Source organism: Clostridium disporicum, from assembly GCF_001405015.1.
GTDB lineage: Bacteria > Bacillota > Clostridia > Clostridiales > Clostridiaceae > Clostridium > Clostridium disporicum_B.
On sequence record NZ_CYZX01000006.1, the window covers coordinates 51,560 to 77,790 of the forward strand.

Below are 26,231 nucleotides of genomic sequence, written 5' to 3' on the forward strand. Positions count from 1 at the left end.
AAAGTTCTACCATTGAAGGTAGAACTTTTTCTTTCCCTTGGCTCAATAAATTGATTATTGATAATTAAATTAAGAATTTTTCTTAATATAAATTTTAAAAGCTTTTATTATAAGTATTAAAATGTATATGCCTAAACCTGCAATAGCTAAATACAAAGCAATATTAAAATACCCCAAAAAGATTACTGGTACTAATGGCTCCATAAAATCTCCCCCTTTTAGTTTATAAATTTAATGAACTTAAGTTTAACATTGCTTATTAAATTGCTTATTGATTTTATAATTTGACTTTATAATAAACCAAAGTACTCCTGTTGGTATTATATTTACTAATAAAGTTAACCATGTATTAAATGGAGAGTTGGTTATTAAATTATATAGGTATGGTAAAATTGCTAATAAAAAATATAAACTAGCTATTACTATGATGTCTTTAAATTTACTCTTCATTTTAGGATAATATTTTGAAATAAAAAATGTAGATATTACGGCTATAAACATAACTCCGAAAGCACCTATATCACCTATTGAAGACTCAATACTTATCCCTCTAATTAATGCTAATACTATCCCAGATAATGAGAATAACACCATACAAACTATTGTAGAAACAAATTCATGTTTGTTCTCTTCTATTAATTTTATCTTTTTCTTTTTAGATGGTTTTGCTAATAGATATGAAAATAATAATGTTTGAATAAGGATTTCTGGTGCTCCTTTTAAATGAAACTCTAATGGCAACTTAGTATACACTATACCTTCTATTGAAAATGGCGCAGGCCCCGGTGTGTTTATTATTCCTATTATACTTAATATAGCCCATAATTTTAACCAACCATATTTTTTACCAATAAAGGTATCTTTAAATAATAGTAATACTGCTCCAAATAATATTCCTCGAATAACTTGCACTAAAGGTCCTAATAAGGTACTTAAACCTCCAACCTCTCTCATAAATCCATTTACTCCATCCATAGTAAATAAACTATTATAATTAAATACTACAGAAAATATTATTCCGCATAAAATATAAGTTAGAATATGTATACCTGTTGCTTTTAGGATAAACTTTAGATTGTTGTTCATACATTCTCCCCCTTTTTTGATGTTATATTTTAATACATAAAATAATACAAATATGAACTTAGTAGTTAATATTATATTAACATAATTATCCAATATGTTGCACTGTAAATTCTATATTTTGGGTATTGGATATAAAAATAGCGCTATAATGAGTAAAAATCATTATAACGCTATAATTAAGCTAGTCTTTAGATAATATTATTTCTTCTTTAGCCACTTTAAGGCATTCTTTAATTTGATTGGGTTTCCGTATCTTAAAGTTGCAAGTCTGTAGATTTTAATTGCTCCCCATGCAACTGTTATAGTAGATAATACTAATATAACAAATGAAATTATTATTTCTATAGTAGATACAGTACCCATAGCTATACGTATAAGCATAGTCATAGATGAACTAAATGGAACGAAGGAAGCTATTTTTACGATTAAGCTGTCAGCATTACCCATCATTCCGAACATACTTATAAAGAATACTATAACAAATATCATAGTAATAGATCCGATACTTGAGCTTATATCTTCTGTTTTAGAAACTAAAGCACCTAAAGCACCAAAGATAAAGCAGTAGAATAGGTAACCAACTCCGCCGAAGAATGCAAATGCAAGTAGGATATCGCTAGGCATCTTAAGCACGCCATCTAGCATACCGTTCCAAGCATCTCTATTTATAGCATAAGTTACAACCCCTGCTGATAACATTACTCCAACTTGTATAACACTAGCAAGTGTTGCTGCAATTACTTTACCTAATATAAGGCTAGTAGTACTTGTGCTTGTAACTAATACTTCAATAGCTCTAGAGCTTTTTTCTGATGTAACAGAAACTGCTACAAGCTGACCATAAAGAATTGTCATCATATAAATTACAAATACAAGGATATAAACATATCCAAAGTTTCCTGCACCATCTTTACCTAAAACAGTAGTTTCTGATGTTATTGGCAGATTAACTATTGTTTCAAGTTCAAGGTAATCTATACCTTCCTTTTCTGCATACTCTTTACGATTTATAGCAGCAAGAGCAGAGTGGAAAGTCATTTGGCTCATGTCAGCAAAGTTTGAGTTTTCAACTAAGTAATAATATTTAACTGCGCTTTCTACAACGAAACCAGCTTTTGCAGAACCATCTTTAACAAGTTTTTCAGCATCCTCTTCACTAGTTACTTTTTCAAAATTTGCATTAGGGAAGTAGCTTTTAATAAGCTCAAAGTTATCATCAGCTATAAGTCCGCTTTTATCAAATATTACGTAATTAACATTTTCCTCATCACTATCTGAGTCAATAACACCTGAATCTCCACCTTGGTTTTCTTCTACAGTAGCATTATTTTTAGAAAGTCCAGGTATAAGGCCTGATAAATCAAATAAAGAAGGCAGTGATAATCCAATAATTAATATTGCAGAAATAAGTATAGTTGTTATCATATAACCTTTATTTTTAAAGTAGTTAGTTAATTCAAAGCTTAAAACATTAAGAAATTTTTTCATTATTCATCACCTGCCTTTAATACGAATATGTCTGTTAATGTAGGCTCATATTCTGCAAATTTTTCAATATCTATATCAGTAGTTAGTATTTTTTCAAGTAGGTCATTTTTACTCTTGCCATCACATAATTCAAGTACTATAAAGCTTTTCTTAGTTTCATATACTTTAACTATGTCAGCAAAGTTTTCAGCAGCAAAATTGCTAAGCTCTTCTAAAGACATATTATTAGCACTTAATATAAGTCTGTTTTTACCAAAATCCTTTTTAATATTTTTTAGATTACCACTTAAAACAATTTCTCCTTTATTGATAATAGCAATCTCATCACAGAATTCTTCAACATAGCTCATTTGGTGGCTTGAGAATATTACAAGTTTATTTTCTGCAATAAGCTCATTTACAACATCCTTAAGAATTTGAGAATTAACAGGGTCAAGACCGCTAAATGGCTCGTCTAATATTACTATGTCTGGATTACATACAAGAGTCTGAGCAAGTTGAACCTTTTGCTGATTACCTTTAGATAAGGTTTCAAGCTTTCTATTTTCATATTCAGAAACCCCAAGTCTATTAAGCCATTTTCGAGTACTTTCCTTTGCTTCCTTCTTAGTCATGCCACGTAAAGTAGCAAGGTACACTATTTGTTCCATAACTTTTTTCTTTGGATATAGGCCTCTTTCTTCTGGCAGATAACCAATTTGAAAATCTTTTGGGTTGAAGTTTCTACCATCCATAAGTATTTCACCAGAGTTTGCTTTAAATACATCCATTAAAATACGTATAGTGGTAGTTTTACCTGCTCCATTTCTTCCTAAGAGTCCTAGTGCTTTTCCACTTTCTACTGAAAATGAAATTCCGTGAAGAACTTCATTCTCTTCAAAAGTTTTTCGTAGTTCTTTTACTTCTAGTTTCATTATTAACCCCCTGAAACATTTTATAATGTTTTAATTTAAAATATAATATAGTAAATTATAACCTATTATAATGGTATTAAATACTATTTGCAATATATTTTAGAAAATTTTGTTACAATTATTTTACCAAATAAATACAAAAAATTAAATTAAGAAAAGATTAAGTTTGATAAATGAACAAAAAAAATCAAATAAATGCATATAAAAATTCTTTATAATACGAAATTTATCAACATAATGTTATAATTAATAAAAGTATAAGCAATAATTATAAGTAGTCGGATATTGGAGGAACTAATGATGGATAAGAAAAAAGTTATTGTAGTGGGAGCAGGGCCTGCAGGAATAATGGCAGCGTTAAATGCAGCTAAGAATAATGATGTTATATTAATAGAAAGAAATAATGAAATAGGTAAAAAGCTTAAGTTAACTGGTGGAGGAAGATGTAATATCACAAATAAAAGAGATATTGAAGAGTTCTTTAATAGAGTAGTAAATAACAGTAAGTTTTTATATAGTTCATTTTATAACTTTACTAATGAAGATCTTTTAGCTTATCTTGATGAATGTAACTTTGAATATAAGGTAGAGTACGATAATCATAATAAAGTATATACAAGTAGTGATAAGGCAGAGGATTTTATAGAATTATTAAAAAATAACTTAGCTAAAGCTAAAGTAAAGATTTTATACAATAAACAGGTTACCGATTTAATAGTAGAGGACAGCATTATTAAAGGTGTAGTAACTGATGATAATAATAAAATATATGGAGATAAAGTAATAATAACTACAGGTGGAAAGAGCTTTCCAGTGACAGGGTCAGATGGAAGCATGTTTGAGGTTTTAGAAAGACATGGACATAAGATTAATCAATTATATCCAGCTTTAGTTCCTCTTGTAATAAAAGAGGAATTTGTAAAAAGACTTCAAGGTATTTCAATGAAAGATGTAGTATTTAGAGCTAAGGTTAAGAAGAAAAAGATTGAAGTAACAGGGGATATGATATTTACTCATTTTGGTATATCAGGACCAGGAGTATTAATACTTTCATCATATATAAATAAAGCTTTAGAAAATGGAGAAATAGAAGTTACATTAGATTTCTTAAGAGATAAGAGTAAGGAAGAGATATCAGCCTTAATAAGAAGTAACCCTAATAAGACAGTATTAAATAATATGAAAGGTTTATTAACTCAAAGCTTCTTAAAGGAGATTATAGAAAACTTAGGCTTAACTACTACTAAAGCAGCAGAGCTTAAAAAAGCAGATGAAATGAAACTTATAGAATTTATAAAAGAAATGAAGCTTACAGTGAGAGAAACTTTATCAATAAAGGCTGCACAAGTAACTTCAGGAGGGGTAGCAGTTAAGGAAATAGATGCTTCAACTATGGAATCTAAGCTTATTCAAGGCTTATACTTTGCAGGAGAAGTAATAGACGTTGATGCAGAAACAGGTGGATTTAATCTTCAGATTGCATTTTCAACTGGAACTTTAGCAGGAAGTGATTATTAAGAGTTAATCGGTAGAGGAGGGAGCTGAAATAAACAGCCCCCTTATTTTTTTGAGCTATCTGTCTTTATATAATTTAATTTATAATTTTATAGATATAAAATACGGATATTTATTAGAGAAAATTATAACCTATTAAAACTAACAAATTATAGGTTATTTATATTAACATATATCATTTTTAGGGTAATATACTTTAGAACCGTTTTGTGTTATATGGTCTTGAACATTCATTAAAGCCTCCCCAAATCTTTGGAAGTGAACAATTTCCCTTTGTCTTAGAAATCTTAAAATTTCTTTAATTTCTTCTTCATCAGTTAAATTAATTAACCATTCATAAGTTGCTCTTGCTTTTTGCTCAGCAGCCATATCTTCATGAAGGTCTGCTACTACATCATCCTTGGCTTGAATATAAGTTGCAGTCCAAGGGTTACCTTGAGCATCAGCATAATATAAAGCTCTTCCATGGTCTACATAGTGTCCACCAAGTCCAGCATCTTCTAGTTCAGCTAGTGTAGCATTAGACATTAATTGATAAATCATAGTAGCAATCATTTCAACGTGAGCCATTTCTTCAGTACCTATATCAGTTAGTAGTGCTTTAGATTTATTAGTAGGCATTGTATAACGTTGATTTAAATATCTAAGGGCTGCACTTAACTCTCCATCAGGACCACCGTATTGAGACATAAGATATTTAGCCATTTTTAAGTCTTTAGACTGTAGGTTTATTGGATATTCTAAAGTTTTTACATAATACCACATTCAATTATTCCTCCTTTGTTAATTTTCCCATGGCCATTGGCAGTTTACCCAAGCTTTAGGATTTTCATATGAAGCTGAGCCAAAGTTGGTTAATGGACCGTATTGTTTCTCATATTTGCGAACTAGTTCATCTAATTTTGCAGATATATTTCTATAGTCTTCTGTAGCTTCTGTGTTATTTGGAAAATTATCTAAATATAAATTTAGTTCAACAGCATAAAAGATATATTTCATAATTTCAACTAATAATGGATTTTCACTCATAATTAATCACCTCACTTTTTATTCAGTTTCAGTATATGGACGGATAAGGTCCCTGAAAATTGTTCCTGATTTTATAGCAGCAGTAAGTGAAAGTAGATTTTCATATTTTTGAGGCACGATATAAGCTCTTCCATATTCAAGTCTCTTTAGTGGATTGGCTTTTTTTTCTTCAGTATTCATAAAAATCAATCTCCTTTTGTAAAATTTATAATATATAATATGAAAAAAGAAAAAATGTGTTACATAAGGATATAAAAAGGAGCTGACTTAGCAGCTCCTTTTTGCATATATTAACAATTATCTTATATAGTCGTCTGCAGTTACTATAGTTCTTTTTTCGCAGCAGTAATTTGGATTTGATGAGAAGTGATCTTGTACATTCATTAAGGCTTCACCAAATCTTTGGAAGTGCACAACTTCCCTTTCTCTTAAAAATCTTAATATCTCTTTAATCTCTTGGTCATCAGTTAAGTTAATCAGCCACTCATATGTTGCTCTTGCCTTTTGTTCAGCAGCCATATCCTCGTATAAATCAGCAACTACATCATCTTTAGCTTGAATATAAGTTGCAGTCCAAGGGTTACCAGTTGCATCAGTATAGAATAAAGCTCTTCCATGGTCTGTATAATGACCACCAAGACCAGCCTCTACTAATTCATCTAGTGTAGCATTTGACATTAATTGATATACCATAGTTCCTATCATTTCAACGTGAGCCATTTCTTCTGTACCAATGTCAGTTAATAAGGCTTTTGCTTTACAAGTTGGCATTGTAAAACGTTGATTTAAATATCTAAGGGCAGCGCTTAATTCACCATCAGGTCCACCATATTGAGAAACAAGAAATTTAGCCATTTTAAGATCTTTTGATTTTAAATTTATTGGATATTCCAATGTTTTAACGTAATACCACATTAATATATTCTCCTCCTATTTATTTTCCCAAGGCCAAGGACATGATGTCCATTTTTCAGGGTCTTCTATAGAAGAAGAACCAAAGTTAGTCAATGGCCCATAAGTTTCTTCGTATTGACGAATTAAACAATCAAGTTTTTCAGAAATCATTTTATAATCTTTTGTGGCTTTTGAGTTTTCAGGGAAGTTATCTAAATATAAATTAAGATCTACAGCATAAAACATGTATTTCATAATATCTATTACTAATGGATTGTCGTACATAATATTCACCTCTCTATTTCTTTACTGTTTCAGTTTCTTCATATGAGCTACGAAGATCTCTAAATATTGTACCTAGCTTAAAAGCTTCAGTAGTTGAGAGTAAATTTTCATATTTTTGAAGTGCTATACATGCTTTTGCATATTCATTATTAGTTAAATTTGGGTCTTTAATTTTCATTTTTTTACTAAACCTTCCTTAATGAATTTATATATACTATATCTTATACAAAATATGAGAAAGTGTGGCATAAATGGAGGAAAAATATCGAAAATATATAATTTTTTAGAGTTTTTTAGTAAAAGCAATATATATTCTTGTAACTGAATGAAAATAAATAGAGATACTTGCTAATAATAGTTAATATAAAATGTTTTAAATTATATCAAGTTAACTTATGAGGAGAAAAAGATATGTTTAAAGGGATTAATACGTATAGTATGTTGAAAAATGGAACAATAGCAGTACTTACTATGTTTGGAGTTGGAATTCTTTTTGGTGAAAAGAATATAATGCTTGCTTTTCCTATAGCTTTAACATCAGCGGTACTTGGGAGACAAAATTTTAAGGTAAAGACTTTTAATAAAACAATTAGGATAATATTAATGGATTTAATTATTGTAACATTAGCTTATATTTCAAGATTAAATATATTTATAGGAATTTTTATAAATTTTATAAGTATATTTTTAATTATGTACACTATAACAAGTCCATATGACCCAACATTTTATAAGCCTTTTATTATGTTGTATGCATTTACACAATATGCATGGGTACCTCTAAATAAAATGCCAGCAAGATATTTATCAGTAATATTTGGAGTTTTGGTTATAGTAATATGTAATAAAATAGTTAATGAAATAAATGAAAAAAGCCTTTTAGGAAAGAGCATATATAAGGCGCTAAGCTTAATATCAGAAGGCTTAAAAGATATATTAGAAGGTAACTATACTAAAAAGAAAGAGCTAGAGTGTACAAATATTATGAGAGCTTTAGCGTATAAAGTTTATGTATCTAGATATAAAGATTATCTTACAACTAATTTAGGGCAAATTCAGTTTAAGATATTTATGGATATAGAACATCTTAATCTTTTTCTAAGAAAGATTGAAGAAGGTTATTCACATAAGGATATAACTAAGAGAGAGATTGAAGAGTTAATTAGCTTGTTAGAACAAATCAAGAAATTTTCTAATGGAAATATAAACGTAGAACAAGTAGTTAACGAAACAAATAGATATGTAAATAAATATATTAAAGAAGCAAAGTATGGATATGAAATATCAGTTATTTTAATTAATTTAAGCAAAAATATTAATTCATTAAATGCAGTAGATAGAAGAGAAATAAATAAGGTATATGAAAAATGGCAAAGAAGTTATCTAGATAAAACTAGATATACTTTTAAAGAATACTTTAGAAAGGATAGTATAAGATTTAAGTTTGCCATGAGAATGGCTATAACATTAACTTTATCACTTTTCATAGGAGAAATTTTAGGATTTTATAAAATAATATGGGCAATAATCACTATTATGTCAGTGATACAACCGTATTACGAGGATACATTAAAGAAGACAAAAGATAGAGTAGTAGGAAATACAATAGCTATAATATTTACAGGTGTAGCTATAAATCTGATAGATAATAAATTTGTAACAATAGCAATTTTAATAGCATCATTATATTTACTTTATGCCTTTAAGGAATATCATAAGATATCACTTTTTGCTGCCATTGCATCTATATCGGTTTCTTCATTAAGTAATAATATAAATGAACTTTTACTTTATAGAATTGCATATGTAATAGTTGGAGTTTTAATAGTAATAATAGCAAATAAATATATATTTCCTTATAAATTACAAGATGGTATCAGACAACTTGAAGAAAAGGTAAAAAGGTATAATGAGATGTTACTCAAAGAAGGAAAATTATATTTGCAAGATGAAGGAGATATACATATTGTAAGAGATATAATTATTCATTTAACACTTATGAATCAAAAGCTATATCTTAGAAATATACAATATGGAGATGAAAATGTAGATATATTTATTGATGATAATACATATTTTGCTATTGAAGTAGGATATTCCATTCTTATGTCTTATGGAAAAAGTAAAGAATTTAAGGAAAAAAAGCTTGAAGAGATAAGTAAATTGAAGTTAAACTAACAATGTACTTGTTCAATTTAGGAAAAGTAGCATTACTTTAAAGAGTGGGAGATACACATATTATGGAAAGAAAAAACAAAGCGTTTAGGGCTGCTATGATGATAAAGGAATTATACTCGAAAACTACTAATATAATTAGTGATAATCTTAGGGAGAGCGGCTTAACTCATCAACAATGTATGGTTATTCAATTAATTGCTCACAAAAAAGAAATGACTATTACAGAGCTTTGTAAAGAAATGTCTTTAGCGAAAGGTACTGTTTCGGGAATAGTACAAAGACTAGAAAAACTAGGTTACTTAGAAAAAGAAAAAAGAGAAGATGATAAGAGAAATACTTATATAAAATTCTCTAAAAATGGATTAGATTTTGCTAATACATTTAAGAGTAATATGAGTAGTAGCTTTGAAAATATATTTAGTAATTGTAGTGAAGAAGATATGGATGAAATGATAGTAGATTTAAGAAAGATATTAAACAAAATTGAAGGAAAATAGAAATAAATTGTTCGCGAAGCTCACAGGTGAAAGGTCGACTTCATCGAAGTGAAAAGGCTACTAACGTAGCGGGGAAAAGTTAACTTAAGTTAAAGTGAAAGGTACTAATGTAGACACTTTTCACTATTGCTATAGGCATTATTTTCACTGTCACGCCAGTGACATTTTCCCCTTTGACGAAGTCAAACTTTTCACCAAAGTGCTTTAAACTTTATTTAAAATGTTCTATGAAGTATTGATATTTTATCATCGTCTTCAAAGTCTTTTAGAGAGTTTATGCCTAATTCTCCTAATACATCATCTAGAGTTGAGCTATGAGCAGCAATCTTTATAGGGGAATAAAAAGCAAAGTTATTTGTTGCCATTGTACCTTCTTCTTTAGGAATAAGTACTTTAGGTCCACCAACACAACCGCCGATACAACCCATGCCTTCTATAAAGTTACCATCTATTTCACCCTTCATAGCTTTATCCAATAGCTCTTTGCAAGCTTTTACACCATCAGCTTTAACAGCTTTAAGGTGCTCACTTTTATTAGGATATAATTCTTCAACCATTTCGTTTATAGCAACTGAAACTCCCCCAGCTCTTCCGTATAATCGGCCTCCTTTAGATGCGTACTCAACACTTGGAATACCTTGGAGTTCTTCAGGATGTATATCTAAAATTTGAAATATTGAATCTAGTTCTTGATATGTTAATACAAAATCTATAGCACCGGCTATATCTTTTTCTTTAGCTTCAGCTTTTTTAGCTATGCAAGGGCCAATAAAGACTACCTTTGCATCTTTGTTTAGTTTTTTTATGACTCTTCCTGCAGCAACCATAGGTGATACTGAAGGAGAAAGGTCAGGAACTAATTCTTTATAAACTTTCTTTAGCATTCCAACCCACATTGGACAACAACATGAAGTAATCATTAAGTCATTAGGGCCATTAACATGCTTATTAAATTCAACAGCTTCTTTTATTGTAAGCATATCAGCTGCAAAAGCGACCTCAAGCATATCTGTAAAACCAACTTTCATTAAAGCTGCTCTTAATTGATCCATTGTTACGTTAGGACCAAATTGACCAATTATTGATGGTGCTACGGCAGCTACTACTGTTTTATTATGATTTATAAGATCTTTAATAGGTATAAATTCAACTCTATCTAATATTTTACCATCCTTACATGCATCTACACATAATCCACATTCAACGCAAGTATTTTGATCTATATAAGTGGTGTGTTTTTTATCATCATATTTAATAGCGTCAAAAGGGCAAGTAGCTTGACATCTAAATTTATGATTTTCATCTTGAGTACAGTTAGTAGTACATTCTTCAAGCTTAGATACGATACGTTTATTTACTGCATAGTTAGTTATAGCTTTTTTTAAGTTATATACAAAGTTATTATCAAAAGGAATATCTACACCACAAAGAGAAGTGATAATTTTAAATGTCTCTTGTGGAGATTTATCATGACAAGTCATTATCATATTAAGTGTCTCATCAAAATTTCCTGTATAATATGATTTAACTAAATCATCAAATAAATCACTATATTTACTATTCATATTTTCCTCCTATAAATAAAGATTTAAAAGTGAGAGCTCGTTCAAACTAACAGTAGATATTGTTAGTATATATTTTAGGAAAAGATTTTATGTACTTATAAGAAAAAACTTTAACAAAGGTTTCCCAATGTTAAAGTTTTTTAAGTAATGGAATAATTTAATTTTCAATATTTAATATAGAATCATCACTATTAAATGTATTAGAATTATATAAGAACAAGACATCTGTTATTTCTTTATTTTCAATTAATTTGTCTAAGTCATCATAATAATATCTTAAATCAACTACATTAATTTCTCCGTAGTGAGATGTTAAAAAAGGTAGAAAGCAATTTGCATAGGAATCTTTAATGATTAACAATTTCTTATTTGGATCACCTAAGGTTTTTATATTTATTAATGCATGATTTCCACCACTAAACACACAATACTTATCTTTTTTATCTAAGTATTCACTATCAAAGAGGCTTGTACTTTTGATTTGTTCACTTACATAATTAACAACAAAATCAGATTCTTTAGGAATATATACATCAATACTATCTGACACTTTGCCTTTTGTACCTATTTTAGAGGATAGGCTACCATAAAATGAATTAGTAACATTAACAATATCAAAATCATCAATAGACTTTGGTGTTAAGCCTAATTTTTCACACATTACTGTGTAAGCGATATATGCTCCTTTACTTGTCCAGTGATGATCTGTTTTATAGAAGAGGTAGTCATCTTTATTTTGATTTAAAGCTTCATATGGGTTTATGGTAATAATATTATCATTTAATCCAGAAAAACCTTATTTATATAATCTAGCTCATCATCATTAGGAGCATATTTAGGTAGTTTTTCTTCAAGAACTTTAGTTGCTGTAGGTGTCAGAATAAAGCTCATATTCAAATTGCTATATCTTTCATAAAAGGAGTTTATTGCAGCTATTTTGGCATCAGTTTCTTCCTGTGATGCCTCTATAAATTTTTCAAATAGCTGTCCATCCTTACCAATAAAAATAGAGTTACTTTCATCTTTACCTTCTAGTTTTTCTAAATTAGACTTAATGCTGACAAAGCCTTTCTTTCCAGCAAAATTATCTTCTACATAGTTTGTATATTCTTTTGTGAAATCACCACTTAAGAAGCTTTTTATTGTAAATTTAGGCATTGTAGCAAGGGTTCTATTTTCTTCTTCAGAGAAGGTTTCATCTACTTTAAGGATATTAAAAATAATTACAATAGAAATAAAACCTATGAACATTAAAGAAGTAAGTATATTTAGTGCTCTGTTATTACGCTTTACTTTTCTTTTCTTTTTTTCTTTTACTTTTAGTTTATAGTCAATTTTTTGATTTTCCATAAAAACACCTTCTTTTTAGAACCTAAAATATAAGAAAGGATTATAGCTTGCCCCTACTAAATATGCAGTAGAGATTATTAGAATTATTAAATTCATTGATGCTATTAAAAATACATCCTTTTCTTTTAAGGTATATTTAATTTTATTAATATAATTGCGGATTAATTTTGTACTACAGATTAATCCTAAAGTTAGAATAATAAAATTATTACTTAATATGTATTTAGCCATTGTATCAATAAATATGTTGTTACCAAAACCAAACATTATTTTAATATAATGAATTGCAGATGGAAGTGTATTCATATCAAAAATAACCCATCCTATAATTACAATTAGTAAAGTATATATATGTGAAAATATAGAAGGGATTCTTTTTAATAAATTCTTTAAGTATAGCTTTTCTATAAACAAAATTGTTCAGAAATATAATCCCCATACTATAAAATTAACGCTTGCCCCATGCCATAATCATGTTGAAAACCATACAATAAATAAATTTCTAACTTGAATAAGGGCACCTTTTTTATTTCCACCTAATGGGATATAAATATATTCTCTGAACCATCCACCTAAGGACATATGCCAGCGTCTCCAAAATTCAGTTATACTTTTTGAGATATATGGATAATCAAAGTTTTCTAGAAAATCAAAGCCAAACATTTTAGCAAGACCTATTGCCATATCTGAATACCCACTAAAGTCAAAGTATATTTGAAGGGTAAAAGCAATTATACCTATCCAAGATAAGACAACAGATAAATCATTTAAGGGAATCTCCTTAACTTGTGACCAAATTAGTCCTATATTATTTGCAAGTATTACTTTTTTACCTAACCCAACAATAAATCTTTGAACTCCTTCTCCAAACTCATTTATACTTTCTTTTCTATTATCAAGCTGCTTATATACATCATTATATTTGACAATTGGTCCTGCAATAAGCTGTGGAAACATTGTAATATAGGCTGCAAAGTCTATTAAGTTTCTTTGAGGTTTTGTCTTTTGCATATAAACGTCAGCTATATAAGATACTTGTTGGAATGTATAAAATGATATTCCAAGGGGAAGAGCAATATTTTTAATTTGTAGGTTTAAGCCCAAAATAGAACCTAAGCTTTCTATAGCAAATCCATAATATTTAAAGAAGAAGAGTATACTTATATCTATAAGCAGTAAAGTTATAAAAATGAATTTAGACTTCTCCTTGTCACTGATATATTTTCCAATTAATAAGGCTCCAATATAATTTATCAGGATTGATACCATAATAAGTAGTATATATACAGGCTCTCCCCAGGCATAGAATATTAAACTAGCTAAAAGTATAATAGTATTTCTTAATCTTTTAGGTGCAATATAATAACTTACCAAAACTAATGGTAAAAATATAAATATAAAAATTAAACTACTAAAAACCATAGTAACTCACTCCAATTATTTCTTTATTTAAAGTTATCTTTAATTATTTTCTTTATAGCTGAAGCATTTTCGGACACAATAAAAATCAAATATTGTCCTTCTTCTTCTAAAACAGCATTTTCAATAATATTATATTTTTCGGGCCTATAGTTTTTAAAGCTTTCTCCTTGCTTCTCTAGTCTTTTATTAATTTTTGATTTTATTTCAGATATATCAGTACCTTCCTTAGTTTTTAAGACCAATATTTCTTCAACTTCCATATTGCTTTTAGGCGCATAAGATATGAAGTCTTCAATATCATTTTTATTGATATAATAAAGATTTTTTAAGGTTTTTTCATCTCCAACATTTACACAATCTAGGTTTATAGTTTTCTCTAAATCGCTTTTAATCTTAGCCATATCAGCGGTTTTAACACCTAACATAGGGTATAAACCTATAAATAAAGCAATAATTATGGCAATTTCAATTAAATAATAATTTCTGTATTTATTTCGTTTATGTAAATTTATTTTTTTATGTTTATGCATAATATGTAGTCCTCAATTTAAATTTAATATATAACTATAATAGGTATAACAATTATAGTTATCTTGTGAAAGTTTAAAGCCATATAACAAGAAGGGTATACCTAAGAAATTTTGTTATATAGCAAGTTTATGTTCTACTTTATATAATTAGTAAGATAATTTAGCCATATCTGATAAAAGTCATATTTATAGTGAATTCCATCTTGCTCATGTAGATAATCTTTTCCCTCTACCATGCTGGCTAAATCTATATAAGTGCATCCTGTAGCATTAGCAACTTCACTAACTTTCAATCTGAATTCATTTAAATTCTCATTAGTTAATCTATAATTTGTATCTACTGCATTAGCCATTACAGATAATGGAGAAACTAAATAAATGTTTGTTCTTGGTAGTACTTCCTTTATTGAATTAATAAGTTCAATATACTTTTCTTTAAAAGTATTAGAGTCTTGTCCAGAAAGATTGCTATCAAATTCAATAACATCATTCATCCCATATAATAAAACTAAGTTTTTAGGATTAATTCCTTGAAGCTTTTCTATATTTTGCATAGCTTTTACTACAGTATCACCTTTATTACAAATTACATTATAGTCATCTAGCAGAGCAAATTCAGACAATGCTTCAGTTATCGAATCACCCATGAAAACAGTATTTTCATAGTATTTAGCGTAATTAATATCACCTATATCAGTACTTTCATTTTCTTTAGTATTAGAAGCAGCTAAGATTTCATTTCGATATGACTCTATTTTATCTTCCACTTCATCTAAAGATTTATTTTCTAGTTGTATAAGATAATCTTTGCCATAAGAGCTTTTATCTTTAAAAACACCACTAAGCATACCTGTAATAAAGGTAGCCATAAGATAAAAAGCTGCTATTAAAGTTAATATACTTAATATTTTTCTTCTCATTATTTTTTCCTCATATAAATAAATTTCAGATTTATTATAGAATATATATTTTTTTAGTTTGTTACAAAAGGGTTACAGTTTAGTAACACAAAAAAGAAAATGAATGTAAGTAGTAAAGTTGAATACTTTATTTTGGTGGAATATGAAGGATTTATATTATTTTTGATGGAGTATTAAGGGATTGTATTATAAAATATGTAATGTAAAGCAGCAATTGGTTTTAAAGGTGAATGTAAATGAATGAAAATGACTGCAAATGAATGAAAATGACTGAAAGTGATTGACTGATGAATTTTTAAATAGTATTATAAATTACAAGGAAACTCCTTCTCCTAAAGTCGAATGAGTACACTCATAGTGTAAGTTTAAGTAGCCAAATCAAAGATTTGGACTTTCACTTAACTTCATCTGACCAAATCGGAGATTTGGAGATTCAGTTAAGGAAGGGATGTAAATGTTAACTCAAGAAAGACATGCATTGATATTAGAAAAATTAGAAAAGGAATCCGTTGTATATTTGAGCGATTTAATCAATCTGCTTGATGCATCTGAGTCAACTATAAGGAGAGATTTAAATTATCTTGATAAAGCAGGACTTCTTAAGAAAGTTCATGGTGGAGCTACTTCATTAAATAGTAAGCTTATTAACACTACTGAATTTGAAGTTGAGGTAAGACAAGGCATTAATAAAGAAGATAAGATTGCAATTGCAAAATATGCAGCAAGCCTAATAAAGAATGACGACCTTATATATATTGATTCAGGAACAACTACTGAACTTATGATAGATTTTATAGAGGCAAAGGGAGCAACTTTTGTAACTAACGGGATAGGACATGCTAAAAAGCTTATCCATAAAAATCTTACTACATATATTCTTGGTGGGGAGTTAAAACTAACTACTGAAGCAATAATTGGCATTGAGGCTATTAATTCTTTAAGAAAGTATAATTTTACTAAAGGTTTTTTTGGAGCAAATGGCATAGACATTGAAAGAGGCTTTACAACACCTGATATTAGAGAAGCCATGGTTAAAGAAGAAGCATTAAAGAAGAGTAAGTTATCATTTGTGCTAGCGGATAACTCAAAATTTAATGAAGTAAGTTCAATAACTTTTGGCGAAATAAGCAATACTAGTATTATTACAACAAAATTAGAAGATATTAGATTTAAGAAGGTTACAAAGATTGTGGAGGTGGATGAGTAATGATTTATACAATTACTTTTAATCCTGCTTTAGATTACATTGTTAAGATGGATGAGTTTAATCTAGGGCATGTAAATAGAACTACTAGAGAAGATGTTTATGCTGGTGGTAAGGGAATAAATGTTTCTATAGTTTTAAACAACTTAGGAGTAGATAATAAAGCTCTTGGTTTTATAGCTGGTTTTACTGGTGATGAAATCGAAAGAAGAGTAAAAGAGTTTGGATGCTCTACTGACTTTGTTAAGTTAAAGAGTGGTATGTCTAGAATTAATGTAAAGATGAAGGCTGATGTTGAAAGTGAAATAAATGGTGGAGGACCAGATATTTCTGAAGAGGCATTAGAAGAACTTTACTCAAAATTAGAAAAGTTACAAAGTGGAGATATCTTAGTTCTTGCAGGAAGTATTCCAAAGACTTTACCTGTAGATATATATGAAAGAATTATGGACCACTTCGGTAACAGAGGAATTAAGTTTATAGTTGATACAACAGGTGAATCATTACTTAAGGTATTAAAGTATAAACCATTCTTAATAAAGCCAAATCATCATGAATTAGCTGAACTTTTTAATGTAAAGCTTAATGGACAAGATGATATTATTGCTTACGGAAAGAAACTTCAAGAAATGGGAGCAGAAAATGTTCTTATATCAATGGCTGGAGATGGAGCAATATTAATTAAGTCTAATGGAGAAGCTGTTTACAGCAATGTTCCAAAGGGAGTTCTTAAAAACTCAGTTGGAGCTGGAGACTCAATGGTAGCTGGATTTATAGCTGGTTATATTAAAAATGAAAAATTAGAAGACGGATTTAAAATGGGAGTTGCTACAGGAAGTGCATCAGCATTCTCAGAAGGATTAGCAACTAAAGACAAAGTAGAAGAATTATTAGCACAATTAAAATAATAGGGGAGGAAGCAAAAATGAAAATAACTGATTTATTAAAGAAAAACGGTATTGCTATCAATCCTGAAGTTAAAACTAAGGAAGAAGCAATAAACAAGCTAGTAGACTTAATGGATGCTACTGGTAGATTAAGTGATAAAGAAGAATATAAAAAAGCAGTACTTGCTAGAGAAAGCTTAAGCACTACTGGTATAGGTGATAACATAGCTATACCTCATGCTAAGACTACTGCGGTTAAAGAACCAGGTCTTGCTGCAATGATATTAACTGATGGGATTGATTATGATTCACTAGATGGAGAACCAGCAAAGCTATTCTTCTTAATAGCAGCACCAGAAGGTGAAAACAACCTTCACTTAGATGTACTTGCTAGATTATCAATGATGTTAATGGATCCTGAATTTAAGGATATGTTAGTTAACGCTAAATCAGTTGATGAATTCTTAAATCTTATAGATTCAAAAGAAAATGATAAGCTAGAAGCTGAAAACAAAAAAGAAGAAGAAGCAAAAGCTAATAAGACAGGATACAGAGTTTTAGCAGTAACAGCTTGCCCAACAGGTATAGCTCACACATTCATGGCTGCTGAAAGCTTAGAAAATAAAGCAAAAGATATGGGAATATCTATAAAGGTTGAAACTAACGGTTCAGGTGGAGCTAAGAACGTTTTAACTAAAGAAGAAATAGAAAATGCTGAATGCATAATAGTTGCAGCTGATAAGAAAGTTGATATGGCTAGATTCGAAGGTAAGAGAGTTATTCAAACTAAGGTTGCTAACGGAATACACAAAGCAGAAGAATTATTAAATAAAGCTACAAGCGGAAATGCTCCTGTATACCATCATGCAGGTGGAAGCGATGAGTCTGCTGATTCAGGAGAAAAAGAAAGTATTGGAAGACAAATATACAAACACTTAATGAACGGTGTTTCTCACATGTTACCATTCGTAATAGGTGGAGGTATATTAATAGCTTTAGCATTTTTATTTGATGATTACTCAATAGACCCAGCAAACTTCGGTATGAATACACCATTTGCAGCATTCTTAAAGACAACAGGTGGAGCTGCCTTTGGATTTATGTTACCAGTTCTTGCAGGATATATTGCTATGAGTATTGGTGATAGACCAGCTTTAGCAGTTGGTTTCGTTGGTGGTATGCTTGCTAACGAAGGTGGTTCAGGATTCCTTGGAGCATTAGCAGCAGGTTTCATAGCTGGTTACTTAATGCTTGGCTTAAAGAAATTATTCAGTAAATTACCACAAAGCTTAGAAGGTTTAAAACCAGTTTTACTATATCCATTCTTAGGAATATTACTAATTGGTGCGATAATTGTATTTATAATTAACCCTCCAGTAGGAGCTTTAAATAATGGTATTACTAACCTATTAAATAGCATGGGTTCAAGCAGTAAGGTATTACTTGGTGCAGTATTAGGTGGAATGATGGCAATCGATATGGGTGGTCCTTTCAACAAGGCAGCTTACGTATTCGGAACAGCATCATTAGCTACAGGACAATTTGATATAATGGCAGCTGTTATGGCTGGTGGTATGGTACCTCCTCTTGCAATAGCTTTATGTACAACATTCTTCAAGAATAAGTTCACAGCAAGAGAAAGACAATCAGGATTAACTAACTATGTAATGGGATTATCATTCATAACAGAAGGAGCTATTCCATTCGCAGCAGCAGATCCATTAAAGGTTATACCTGCATGTGTAATAGGTTCAGCTACAGCTGGTGCATTATCAATGGCATTTGGATGTGGATTAAGAGCACCTCACGGTGGTGTATTCGTAACTCCAATAGTTTCAAACCCACTTATGTACTTAGCAGCAGTTGCTATAGGTGCAGTTGTTGGTATGATAGTACTAGCAGTATTAAAAAAGAAAATTGAAGCTTAAGAGGAAGTTCATTTAGCCTCGTCACTATAACCTAATTTGTAGGAAATAGTTTGATATAAAAAAGGAAGTTGTTTTATACAACTTCCTTTTTATTTAACTTCATAATCCATACATACTCTATTTGATACAACACTTCTTACAAAAGTAGCAACCTTAATATGTTCTTCGTGCTTTTGATATACATCAAGAGCTTCTAAATTTTCGAAGGTACTATCTAACATTAAAGATGCATTGCTTCCAGCGATAGGTTCAATGTTTACTTTTATTTCTACTATTCCAGGAATCTTTGAAATTAAAGCTTCTAATCCATTTTTAATTTTAAGTTTAGTTTCAAGATTATCATGTTCTTCTTTTAAATTCCATAAAATTATGTGCTTAATCATAATAACAACTCCTTTATAAAACCAGATACCTTTATAATAACATAAAAGAAATAGTTAGAATATAAGTTATTAATTATTAATATGTTAAACTAGATATTTTAAAATCCCTCTTTTTCTCCTGTTACTGGCATGTTTGAATAATGGACATGAAATAATCTCCATTTATTATCTTCCGTTTTGATATAAACTTGTGTTTCTCTACCTTTAGTTTCATGAGATTCTTTAGTGTTTTTAAATTGGGCAACAAAATGCCAATAAAATTCTGCTATAACAGTGTCTTTAAAAATTTGCATATTTACATCGAAAATATTAAGGTTTCTCTTAGAAAAATTATTCCTCATTGTTTTAATATAAAAATTTTCTTTTATTTGTTCAAAACCATGTTCATGGCCTCTAGGATGAATAAAAGTAGATTCATCAGAATCCATCCATACCTTTGATGCTAAATTTAAGTCAGTTTCATCTACAGATTTTGCATATTGTGAAATTTTGAATAGAATTTCTTTTTGTATTTCTTCTTTTCTCATTTTAATTCTCCTAGATATAATTTGTATACAATGTAGATATCAATATCAACTTAATAATTGAGATATATTAAAGCATATATGTTACAGGTGGATTTCCACTAAAATCTGCAATGGTTGCTTTGGCATCTTCAAGGTAGAATGCTTCAAAGATTGGATTTTCAGCATTTTGATATAGAGACTTAACAAGTGGACTATGCTCTATTATAGATTTTTTTATATCTAAATCCTTAGTAAATTTAGCCTTACCACTTAATCTAATCCAAGCAAAATTTGGAGTAGATGTACATATTTCTACGTAAGGATTATTTTGAATTTGAGAATAAACGTCTTTTTCATTATTTGTGCAGAAATATAATTTACCTTCTTTTTCAAGCATGAATTGGAATGGACGAACCTTAGGTCTGCCATCTAAACCTACTGTTGAAAAATATTGAACTGGATTATCATTTAAAAATTTTATTACTTCATTCATTGTGAATGCCCCCTTATTTTTGATTTATTGAAAATTTTTTTTGACAAGATTATAATAGTTCTAATGATATCAATTGTATAGTAAGCACTTTAAAGTGCTATAGTATCCTTTATGATACTAATGTGAAAGGATGGGGTTTTAGCATGAATAAAAATTTACCTCCATGTCCAGTTGAAGTAACTTTAAGCCTTATTGGTGACCGTTGGAAGGTATTAATAATTCGCGATTTATTAGAAGGAACTAAGAGATTTGGGGAATTAAAAAAGTCTCTTGGAACTATAACTCAAAAAGTTCTTACTTCAAATTTGAGAGCTATGGAAAACAGTGGACTACTTACGAGAAAGGTTTATGCTGAGGTTCCTCCAAGGGTAGAATATACTTTAACAGAAACAGGTTATAGCTTGAAGCCGATTCTAGACTCTATGGTAGAATGGGGAGAAAATTATAAGAAGATATGTGAAGGACAATAGTAAAAATTAAAGCTATAGTTTCTGAAACATTTACGATAACACTTGTAGAAATTAAAAGAAGTTGTTTAGGCAACTTCTTTTTTTATTTTTTAGTAGTTGTATTAATAAAAAGTATTTAAGAAATATATAAAGGAGGCTATATAGTAACATAAGTATTAGTAAGTGAATAAAATATAACATAGGTGAAGTCTGAATTTAAACTAAGGAGGAAAAAGTGATATGCCTAATGATAAAAAAATAGAAACAGAAGTTGTATTATGTTAGGGTGAAGCTGAGATATTTAAAGAAGTTCTATTTAGCTTTTCTAGTCCTTATCCTTTTTATATAGAAGATGTTAATGTAAAGCTTCAAAATACTGATTTAACTATAGCTAAAGGAAAGTGCGACTCAGTGATATTTAACGGAGATTTATTTATAAATGTAATTTTTAAAACTATTGAGGGGGGAGCATTGCCAGGTGATGGTACTGTAACTATTTTTGGATCAATGAGACATCAAACTCAGATAGTTCCAATAGGTGGATGTATTGATATTGATTGTGAAAATTTTAAAAAATGTGATAAAGATATCTATGCTAAATTAGTAGATGTATGTATATTAGAAAATCATATTTTACAGAATCCTTCACTTACTCCTGCTGGAATCCCGGTTTATAGTGAGTTAAGAGAACAAGTATGTATTAAAATTAAAGCTAAAGTTGTAAGTGATGAAATAGTTAATATTAATTTAGATGTTAAAGAAGATAAATGCTGTGAATGTTAATATGAAATTAGGATTATGAGATATAAAATAATCCATAAATAATATATTAAATCTGGCCATAGTAATGTGTTTGCTAATAAAAACTTTACTATGGTTTTTTATTATTAATTCATGAGAAATTAAAAAAATAATTAAAAAAGATAGAAATATTAATAACATAATTGATAGTAAGTGAATAGAATATATCATAAGTCAGATTTAATTATAAACAAAGGAGGAAAATTTGATATGACTAAAGAGAAAAGATTAGAAACAGAAGTTGTATTATGTGAAGGTAAGACTGATATATTTAAAGAGGTGCTATTTTCATTCGCAGATGCAGCAGCTACTGCTCTTCCATTTTTTATAGAAGATGTTAATGTAAAGCTTCAAAATGTTGTTCTAGATGTAGTTGATGGAAAATGTTGTGATGCAATAATATTTAGTGCAGAGTTATTTGTAAATGTAATTTATAAGACCCGTGGAGATGTAGCTGCTGATGGTACAGTTACTGGAACTGTAAATCATAGAACTACAGTAGTTCCAATTTCAGGATGCATTCCTGTAAACTGTGAAAAAATTAAGAAATGTGATAAAAATGTTAAAGCTAAATTAATAGATGTATGTATAGCAGAAAGTCATGTTCTAAGAAATATTCTTGCAGGTGATGCTACATCTGCTTTCCCACGTTATAGAACTATAGCAGAACAAGTATGTATTAAAATTAAAGCAAAAGTTGTAACTGATGAAATAGTTACTCTTAAATTTGAAGATGAAGATGATAAAGATAGAAAATGCAAATGGTAGTAATTTAGATTATTAAAATTGTATTATTTTCAGTACGGTAAACTATAATAATGAATAAAATTATGTTTTAAACTAAGACGTAGTATTATATTTTTAAGCAAGTATAATACTATGTTTTTTTATTGTGAAATTAAATTGTATTTATAAATATAAAAAAATATTTTTTAAATATTAATGACATAAGTGATAGGAAGTGAATAGAATATAGCATAACTAAACTTAAAAAGATGTACTAAGGAGGAAAAATTCTTATGCCTAAGGAGAAGAAATTAGAAACAGAAGTTGTATTGTGTACAGGTAAGGCTGATATATTTAAAGAGGTAATATTAACTTTTCCAGGACCAACATTACCATTTTTTGTAGAAGATGTAGATGTAAAGCTTCAAAATGTTGATTTACAAGTAGTTAATGAAAAATGTTGTAATTCAGTAATATTTAGTGGACAATTATTTATAAATGTAATCTATAAGATAAGCTCAGGGTCAGCAACAGCAGGTACTGACGGTAGTTATACAGTAAGTGGCGCAGTAAATCATATTACTCAAGTAGTTCCAGTTTCAGGATGTATTCCAATAGATTGTGAATGCATTTCAAAATGTGATAAAAATATTAGAGCTAAGTTATTAGACGTATGTGTAATGGAAAATCATAAGCTAGTAGGAATTAATCACCCTGAGATTCCTTTCCCAACTTATAGTAGATTAAGCGAACAAGTATGTATTAAAATTAAAGTTAAAGTTGTAACTGATGAAATAATTACTATAAATCTTGAAGATGAAGACGATAAGAAATGTGAATGTTAGTTAGATAACTAATATAATAAAAAAGTAAGATATAAAAAAGGTATTGTGTTTTTTGAAGCACAATACTTTTTTTATTTGAATTCCGAGTATATTTAAATAAAATTATTTTTTCAATTATATAAAGCATAAAATTTGTAAAATAGATAGTTAATAACTAGAAAATAGTAACAATTAGTAGATATTTAGGCATACAATGTAGTAAATAATGTTTGAAAAACAATAAATATATAACAAGGAGAAAGATAGTGGGATCAGATAAAAATAGGATACAAGAATCTAAAGGTTACGGAAGAGAATGTGATGAAGAATACTATATGAAAGAGTGTTATCATCAAGACTATGATTGTAAATGTGATGATAAAGAATATGATAGAGACTGCTATGATTATGATAAGAAGTATGACCATAAGGAATATGATAAGAAGTGCGATGATCATGATTATGACAAAAAGTGCGAACATGATTACGATGATAGAAAGTGTGAACACCATGACTATGATAAAAAGCATGATGTAAAAGTAATTCAAACAAAAGTAATAAAAGGAACAGGTTGTAAGGACTTCTTTTTAGAAGCTGATTTTGATTTTCCACAAGGAACACCATTGTATTTAATTGAATCTATAGACACCTGGGTAGATGTATATGATACTAAAGTAATTTGTGAAGATAAGGTTATATTTAATGCATGGGTATATAAAAATATTATTTATAAGGTTGTAAGCGGAAGTCCAGTACAAGATGATGGAGTAACTGTAACAGGAGGCGTAGATCATATTACTAAAGCCATTCCATTAGCAGGATGTATTAATATAGATACAAAAAAATGTGGAAAGCTTGATCCATGTAGAGATTTTGCGGAAGTAATAAAAGCTAAAGTTATAGGACATGTAGAAGATAAGCTAGAGAAAGTAGAAATTAAGCAAGGTAATGGTGAATCATTTAACCCACCAGTATTTGTTTATGGAAGTCTTCATGAAAAAATGTGTGTAAGAATTGATTTAAAGGTTGTAAGATGGGAACACGTATCTGTTGAAATTGAAGATAAATGTTAGTACCATTTAATAAGGGGGGAATTGATTATTCCCCCCTTGAATTATATATAAATATTTACAGTTCTTGTAACTAAAACAGTAACTTGTACGATAAATTGTCCTTTAAACTCATTATAAATAGTTTCATTATCAAGAGTAGTAGGCCTACTTAAGTTATGAACTTCAGATACATAAATGCTGCTTACTTTACAGTCATCAGAGTCTTTAATTTTATCATTATACTCTGTAACTAAGTCGATACATAGTGAAAATGGAATTGATAAGTGAATATATTGAATAGTTCCATTAATAGCATCCATATCTAATGAAAGATAAGTTTTATAATTAATATCTATATAAACAAATCCATTGGCAAAGGCTTTTTCACCACTTATGTCTATTTTAGTAATATCAGCTTTAGCTATTACTTTAGTAATCTTCCAAATTGGTTTTATTGGATCTGATAAATCTATGATTTTTTCTAAGAAAAGTTCAGAATGACCTTTTCCTAAAATAACGTCTGTTTCTATTAATTTTCTCATAGGAAGCTTACTTATATTATGATAAAGATTAATAGATGATGATGGATGGTCTTCAGCATTATTATTTATAATTAATGGATTACCTTTAGGTACAAATATATTATTATCTAAATAGTTATGGTTATTTGATGGAGATGAAGTTATGTTTAAGCATTTATCATAGTTTGAAGATGAATTATCACTGTTTAAATTTATATTATTATTATTATTATTATTATTATTATTAGCACTTGAGTAATCATTAGCGATATTAGAATTAATATCATTATAATTGAAAAGATGGTTATCATTATATGTTGATATTGAAATAGATAGAAATAATGTTACTTCACATAAGTTAACGTCTAAGAAAAGAGGACAAGGAAATTTTTTAAGAGAGTATATTGGAAGCGGCCTAGACAATAAATTTATTTTAGTATTTAAGGAGTTAACTAAACCTAATTTAGAAATATTACAATATAATGGTTTATGGAAAAATACTTTCTTATATTTAATTAATTGTTTACTAGTATAGTGGCTATATATTATATTTTTATAATTTATAACTATATCATAATTCCCATAGACTAAAATATTATTTTTAGATATAATTTTTGAAAATATCTTTAAGTTAGTGATTTTAATGCCATTAATAATTGAGTATTTAGGATATTTAAAACTATTAACATCATATATCTTAAATTTAATTTCTTTTAAAGAACTTTCAGACAAAAGGTGTACCTCCAATGGAAGGATTAGTATTAATACTAGTTTATGATTTTAA

The 26,231-nt window shown here is 28.9% G+C and carries 32 protein-coding genes; 11 read left to right on the plus strand and 21 right to left on the minus strand.

All coding sequences use genetic code 11. The features are described from left to right. Positions 1 to 69 precede the first annotated feature (69 nt). The 4 genes from ARA56_RS17015 to ARA56_RS05255 all read right to left on the minus strand — a co-directional run bounded on the left by ARA56_RS17015 (position 70) and on the right by ARA56_RS05255 (position 3,488). The gene (locus tag ARA56_RS17015; protein ID WP_278336511.1) at positions 70 to 204 is read right to left on the minus strand and encodes a hypothetical protein; all 135 of its coding nucleotides are present in this window, start codon (positions 202 to 204) and stop codon (positions 70 to 72) included. A 42-nt stretch (positions 205 to 246) separates the two neighbouring features. Further along, complete coding sequence (locus tag ARA56_RS05245) at positions 247 to 1,086, minus strand: hypothetical protein (protein ID WP_055264605.1); 840 nt, start codon at positions 1,084 to 1,086, stop codon at positions 247 to 249. 198 nt (positions 1,087 to 1,284) lie between these two features. Then, entirely contained in the window at positions 1,285 to 2,574 is a 1,290-nt protein-coding gene (locus ARA56_RS05250; protein ID WP_055264606.1) for an ABC transporter permease, read from the minus strand. Beyond that, entirely contained in the window at positions 2,574 to 3,488 is a 915-nt protein-coding gene (locus ARA56_RS05255; protein ID WP_055264607.1) for an ABC transporter ATP-binding protein, read from the minus strand. The genes ARA56_RS05250 and ARA56_RS05255 overlap by 1 nt, the downstream gene beginning before the upstream one ends. A gap of 300 nt (positions 3,489 to 3,788) precedes the next feature. On the opposite strand from ARA56_RS05255, the gene ARA56_RS05260 reads away from it, so the two are divergent. After that, entirely contained in the window at positions 3,789 to 5,006 is a 1,218-nt protein-coding gene (locus tag ARA56_RS05260) for a BaiN/RdsA family NAD(P)/FAD-dependent oxidoreductase (protein ID WP_055264608.1), read from the plus strand. Between the two features lie 162 nt (positions 5,007 to 5,168). Here ARA56_RS05260 and ARA56_RS05265 read toward each other — a convergent pair whose 3' ends face one another. The 6 genes from ARA56_RS05265 to ARA56_RS16605 form a co-directional block, all read right to left on the minus strand. Next, positions 5,169 to 5,768: a manganese catalase family protein gene (locus ARA56_RS05265; protein ID WP_055264609.1), complete on the minus strand. Its 600-nt coding sequence runs from the start codon at positions 5,766 to 5,768 to the stop codon at positions 5,169 to 5,171. An 18-nt stretch (positions 5,769 to 5,786) separates the two neighbouring features. After that, complete coding sequence (locus tag ARA56_RS05270) at positions 5,787 to 6,032, minus strand: spore coat protein CotJB (RefSeq protein ID WP_055264610.1); 246 nt, start codon at positions 6,030 to 6,032, stop codon at positions 5,787 to 5,789. An 18-nt stretch (positions 6,033 to 6,050) separates the two neighbouring features. After that, positions 6,051 to 6,212, minus strand: a complete 162-nt coding sequence (locus ARA56_RS16395; protein ID WP_084758968.1) for a spore coat associated protein CotJA — start codon at positions 6,210 to 6,212, stop codon at positions 6,051 to 6,053. A 117-nt stretch (positions 6,213 to 6,329) separates the two neighbouring features. Next, a complete protein-coding gene (locus tag ARA56_RS05275) occupies positions 6,330 to 6,947 on the minus strand; it encodes a manganese catalase family protein (RefSeq protein WP_055264611.1) in 618 nt (205 codons plus the stop codon). Between the two features lie 15 nt (positions 6,948 to 6,962). Continuing rightward, on the minus strand, positions 6,963 to 7,211 hold the full coding sequence (locus tag ARA56_RS05280; RefSeq protein WP_055264612.1) for a spore coat protein CotJB: 249 nt from the start codon (positions 7,209 to 7,211) through the stop codon (positions 6,963 to 6,965). Positions 7,212 to 7,224: 13 nt separating this feature from the next. Further along, positions 7,225 to 7,389: a spore coat associated protein CotJA gene (locus ARA56_RS16605; protein ID WP_148315745.1), complete on the minus strand. Its 165-nt coding sequence runs from the start codon at positions 7,387 to 7,389 to the stop codon at positions 7,225 to 7,227. Positions 7,390 to 7,622: 233 nt separating this feature from the next. Here ARA56_RS16605 and ARA56_RS05285 point away from each other — a divergent pair, with 233 nt between their 5' ends. Both ARA56_RS05285 and ARA56_RS05290 read left to right on the plus strand, forming a co-directional pair. After that, positions 7,623 to 9,389 carry an FUSC family protein gene (locus tag ARA56_RS05285; RefSeq protein ID WP_070205658.1) on the plus strand — a complete coding sequence of 589 codons (1,767 nt, stop codon included), beginning with the start codon at positions 7,623 to 7,625 and terminating at the stop codon, positions 9,387 to 9,389. A 62-nt stretch (positions 9,390 to 9,451) separates the two neighbouring features. Beyond that, positions 9,452 to 9,886, plus strand: coding sequence for a MarR family winged helix-turn-helix transcriptional regulator (locus ARA56_RS05290; protein WP_055264613.1), 435 nt, complete (start codon positions 9,452 to 9,454; stop codon positions 9,884 to 9,886). 215 nt (positions 9,887 to 10,101) lie between these two features. Here the strand turns inward: ARA56_RS05290 and ARA56_RS05295 are convergent, their stop codons facing one another. From ARA56_RS05295 to ARA56_RS05320, 7 genes are all read right to left on the minus strand, one after another. Further along, positions 10,102 to 11,451, minus strand: a complete 1,350-nt coding sequence (locus tag ARA56_RS05295) for a [Fe-Fe] hydrogenase large subunit C-terminal domain-containing protein (protein ID WP_055264614.1) — start codon at positions 11,449 to 11,451, stop codon at positions 10,102 to 10,104. 157 nt (positions 11,452 to 11,608) lie between these two features. Beyond that, the gene (locus ARA56_RS16930; protein WP_341380172.1) at positions 11,609 to 12,223 is read right to left on the minus strand and encodes a DHHW family protein; all 615 of its coding nucleotides are present in this window, start codon (positions 12,221 to 12,223) and stop codon (positions 11,609 to 11,611) included. Positions 12,224 to 12,231: 8 nt separating this feature from the next. After that, entirely contained in the window at positions 12,232 to 12,801 is a 570-nt protein-coding gene (locus ARA56_RS16935) for a hypothetical protein (protein WP_055264616.1), read from the minus strand. Between the two features lie 15 nt (positions 12,802 to 12,816). After that, positions 12,817 to 13,107, minus strand: coding sequence for a hypothetical protein (locus ARA56_RS17080; RefSeq protein ID WP_341380092.1), 291 nt, complete (start codon positions 13,105 to 13,107; stop codon positions 12,817 to 12,819). A 165-nt stretch (positions 13,108 to 13,272) separates the two neighbouring features. Then, positions 13,273 to 14,223, minus strand: coding sequence for an MBOAT family O-acyltransferase (locus ARA56_RS05310; RefSeq protein ID WP_341380094.1), 951 nt, complete (start codon positions 14,221 to 14,223; stop codon positions 13,273 to 13,275). 23 nt (positions 14,224 to 14,246) lie between these two features. Continuing rightward, complete coding sequence (locus ARA56_RS05315) at positions 14,247 to 14,753, minus strand: DUF4358 domain-containing protein (protein WP_055264617.1); 507 nt, start codon at positions 14,751 to 14,753, stop codon at positions 14,247 to 14,249. A 134-nt stretch (positions 14,754 to 14,887) separates the two neighbouring features. Next, a complete protein-coding gene (locus ARA56_RS05320; protein WP_055264618.1) occupies positions 14,888 to 15,673 on the minus strand; it encodes a GDSL-type esterase/lipase family protein in 786 nt (261 codons plus the stop codon). A gap of 454 nt (positions 15,674 to 16,127) precedes the next feature. Between ARA56_RS05320 and ARA56_RS05325 the strand changes: the two genes are divergently transcribed. Genes ARA56_RS05325 through ARA56_RS05335 form a run of 3 tightly spaced genes read left to right on the plus strand, consistent with a single transcriptional unit; the run spans position 16,128 to position 19,692 of the window. Next, a complete protein-coding gene (locus tag ARA56_RS05325) occupies positions 16,128 to 16,880 on the plus strand; it encodes a DeoR/GlpR family DNA-binding transcription regulator (RefSeq protein WP_055264619.1) in 753 nt (250 codons plus the stop codon). After that, on the plus strand, positions 16,880 to 17,785 hold the full coding sequence (gene pfkB / locus ARA56_RS05330) for a 1-phosphofructokinase (RefSeq protein ID WP_055264620.1): 906 nt from the start codon (positions 16,880 to 16,882) through the stop codon (positions 17,783 to 17,785). The genes ARA56_RS05325 and pfkB overlap by 1 nt, the downstream gene beginning before the upstream one ends. A gap of 17 nt (positions 17,786 to 17,802) precedes the next feature. Then, positions 17,803 to 19,692, plus strand: a complete 1,890-nt coding sequence (locus ARA56_RS05335) for a PTS fructose transporter subunit IIABC (protein ID WP_055264621.1) — start codon at positions 17,803 to 17,805, stop codon at positions 19,690 to 19,692. 89 nt (positions 19,693 to 19,781) lie between these two features. On the opposite strand, the gene ARA56_RS05340 is transcribed toward ARA56_RS05335, so the two are convergent. The 3 genes from ARA56_RS05340 to ARA56_RS05350 all read right to left on the minus strand — a co-directional run bounded on the left by ARA56_RS05340 (position 19,782) and on the right by ARA56_RS05350 (position 21,074). Continuing rightward, the gene (locus ARA56_RS05340) at positions 19,782 to 20,075 is read right to left on the minus strand and encodes a Dabb family protein (protein ID WP_055264622.1); all 294 of its coding nucleotides are present in this window, start codon (positions 20,073 to 20,075) and stop codon (positions 19,782 to 19,784) included. 98 nt (positions 20,076 to 20,173) lie between these two features. After that, positions 20,174 to 20,602 carry a YybH family protein gene (locus ARA56_RS05345; RefSeq protein WP_055264623.1) on the minus strand — a complete coding sequence of 143 codons (429 nt, stop codon included), beginning with the start codon at positions 20,600 to 20,602 and terminating at the stop codon, positions 20,174 to 20,176. 67 nt (positions 20,603 to 20,669) lie between these two features. Next, positions 20,670 to 21,074: a pyridoxamine 5'-phosphate oxidase family protein gene (locus ARA56_RS05350; protein WP_055264624.1), complete on the minus strand. Its 405-nt coding sequence runs from the start codon at positions 21,072 to 21,074 to the stop codon at positions 20,670 to 20,672. Between the two features lie 143 nt (positions 21,075 to 21,217). Here ARA56_RS05350 and ARA56_RS05355 point away from each other — a divergent pair, with 143 nt between their 5' ends. The 5 genes from ARA56_RS05355 to ARA56_RS16610 all read left to right on the plus strand — a co-directional run bounded on the left by ARA56_RS05355 (position 21,218) and on the right by ARA56_RS16610 (position 24,947). Continuing rightward, positions 21,218 to 21,544: a winged helix-turn-helix transcriptional regulator gene (locus ARA56_RS05355; protein WP_055264625.1), complete on the plus strand. Its 327-nt coding sequence runs from the start codon at positions 21,218 to 21,220 to the stop codon at positions 21,542 to 21,544. A 390-nt stretch (positions 21,545 to 21,934) separates the two neighbouring features. After that, positions 21,935 to 22,306 (plus strand): hypothetical protein, encoded by a 372-nt coding sequence (locus ARA56_RS05360; protein WP_055264626.1) that lies wholly within the window; start codon positions 21,935 to 21,937, stop codon positions 22,304 to 22,306. A gap of 228 nt (positions 22,307 to 22,534) precedes the next feature. Beyond that, the gene (locus ARA56_RS05365) at positions 22,535 to 23,092 is read left to right on the plus strand and encodes a hypothetical protein (RefSeq protein ID WP_055264627.1); all 558 of its coding nucleotides are present in this window, start codon (positions 22,535 to 22,537) and stop codon (positions 23,090 to 23,092) included. Between the two features lie 251 nt (positions 23,093 to 23,343). Beyond that, on the plus strand, positions 23,344 to 23,895 hold the full coding sequence (locus ARA56_RS05370) for a DUF3794 domain-containing protein (RefSeq protein ID WP_055264628.1): 552 nt from the start codon (positions 23,344 to 23,346) through the stop codon (positions 23,893 to 23,895). A 245-nt stretch (positions 23,896 to 24,140) separates the two neighbouring features. Next, entirely contained in the window at positions 24,141 to 24,947 is an 807-nt protein-coding gene (locus ARA56_RS16610) for a hypothetical protein (RefSeq protein WP_055264629.1), read from the plus strand. A 41-nt stretch (positions 24,948 to 24,988) separates the two neighbouring features. Here ARA56_RS16610 and ARA56_RS05380 read toward each other — a convergent pair whose 3' ends face one another. Then, entirely contained in the window at positions 24,989 to 26,179 is a 1,191-nt protein-coding gene (locus tag ARA56_RS05380; protein ID WP_055264630.1) for an SPOCS domain-containing protein, read from the minus strand. Positions 26,180 to 26,231: the final 52 nt, after the last annotated feature.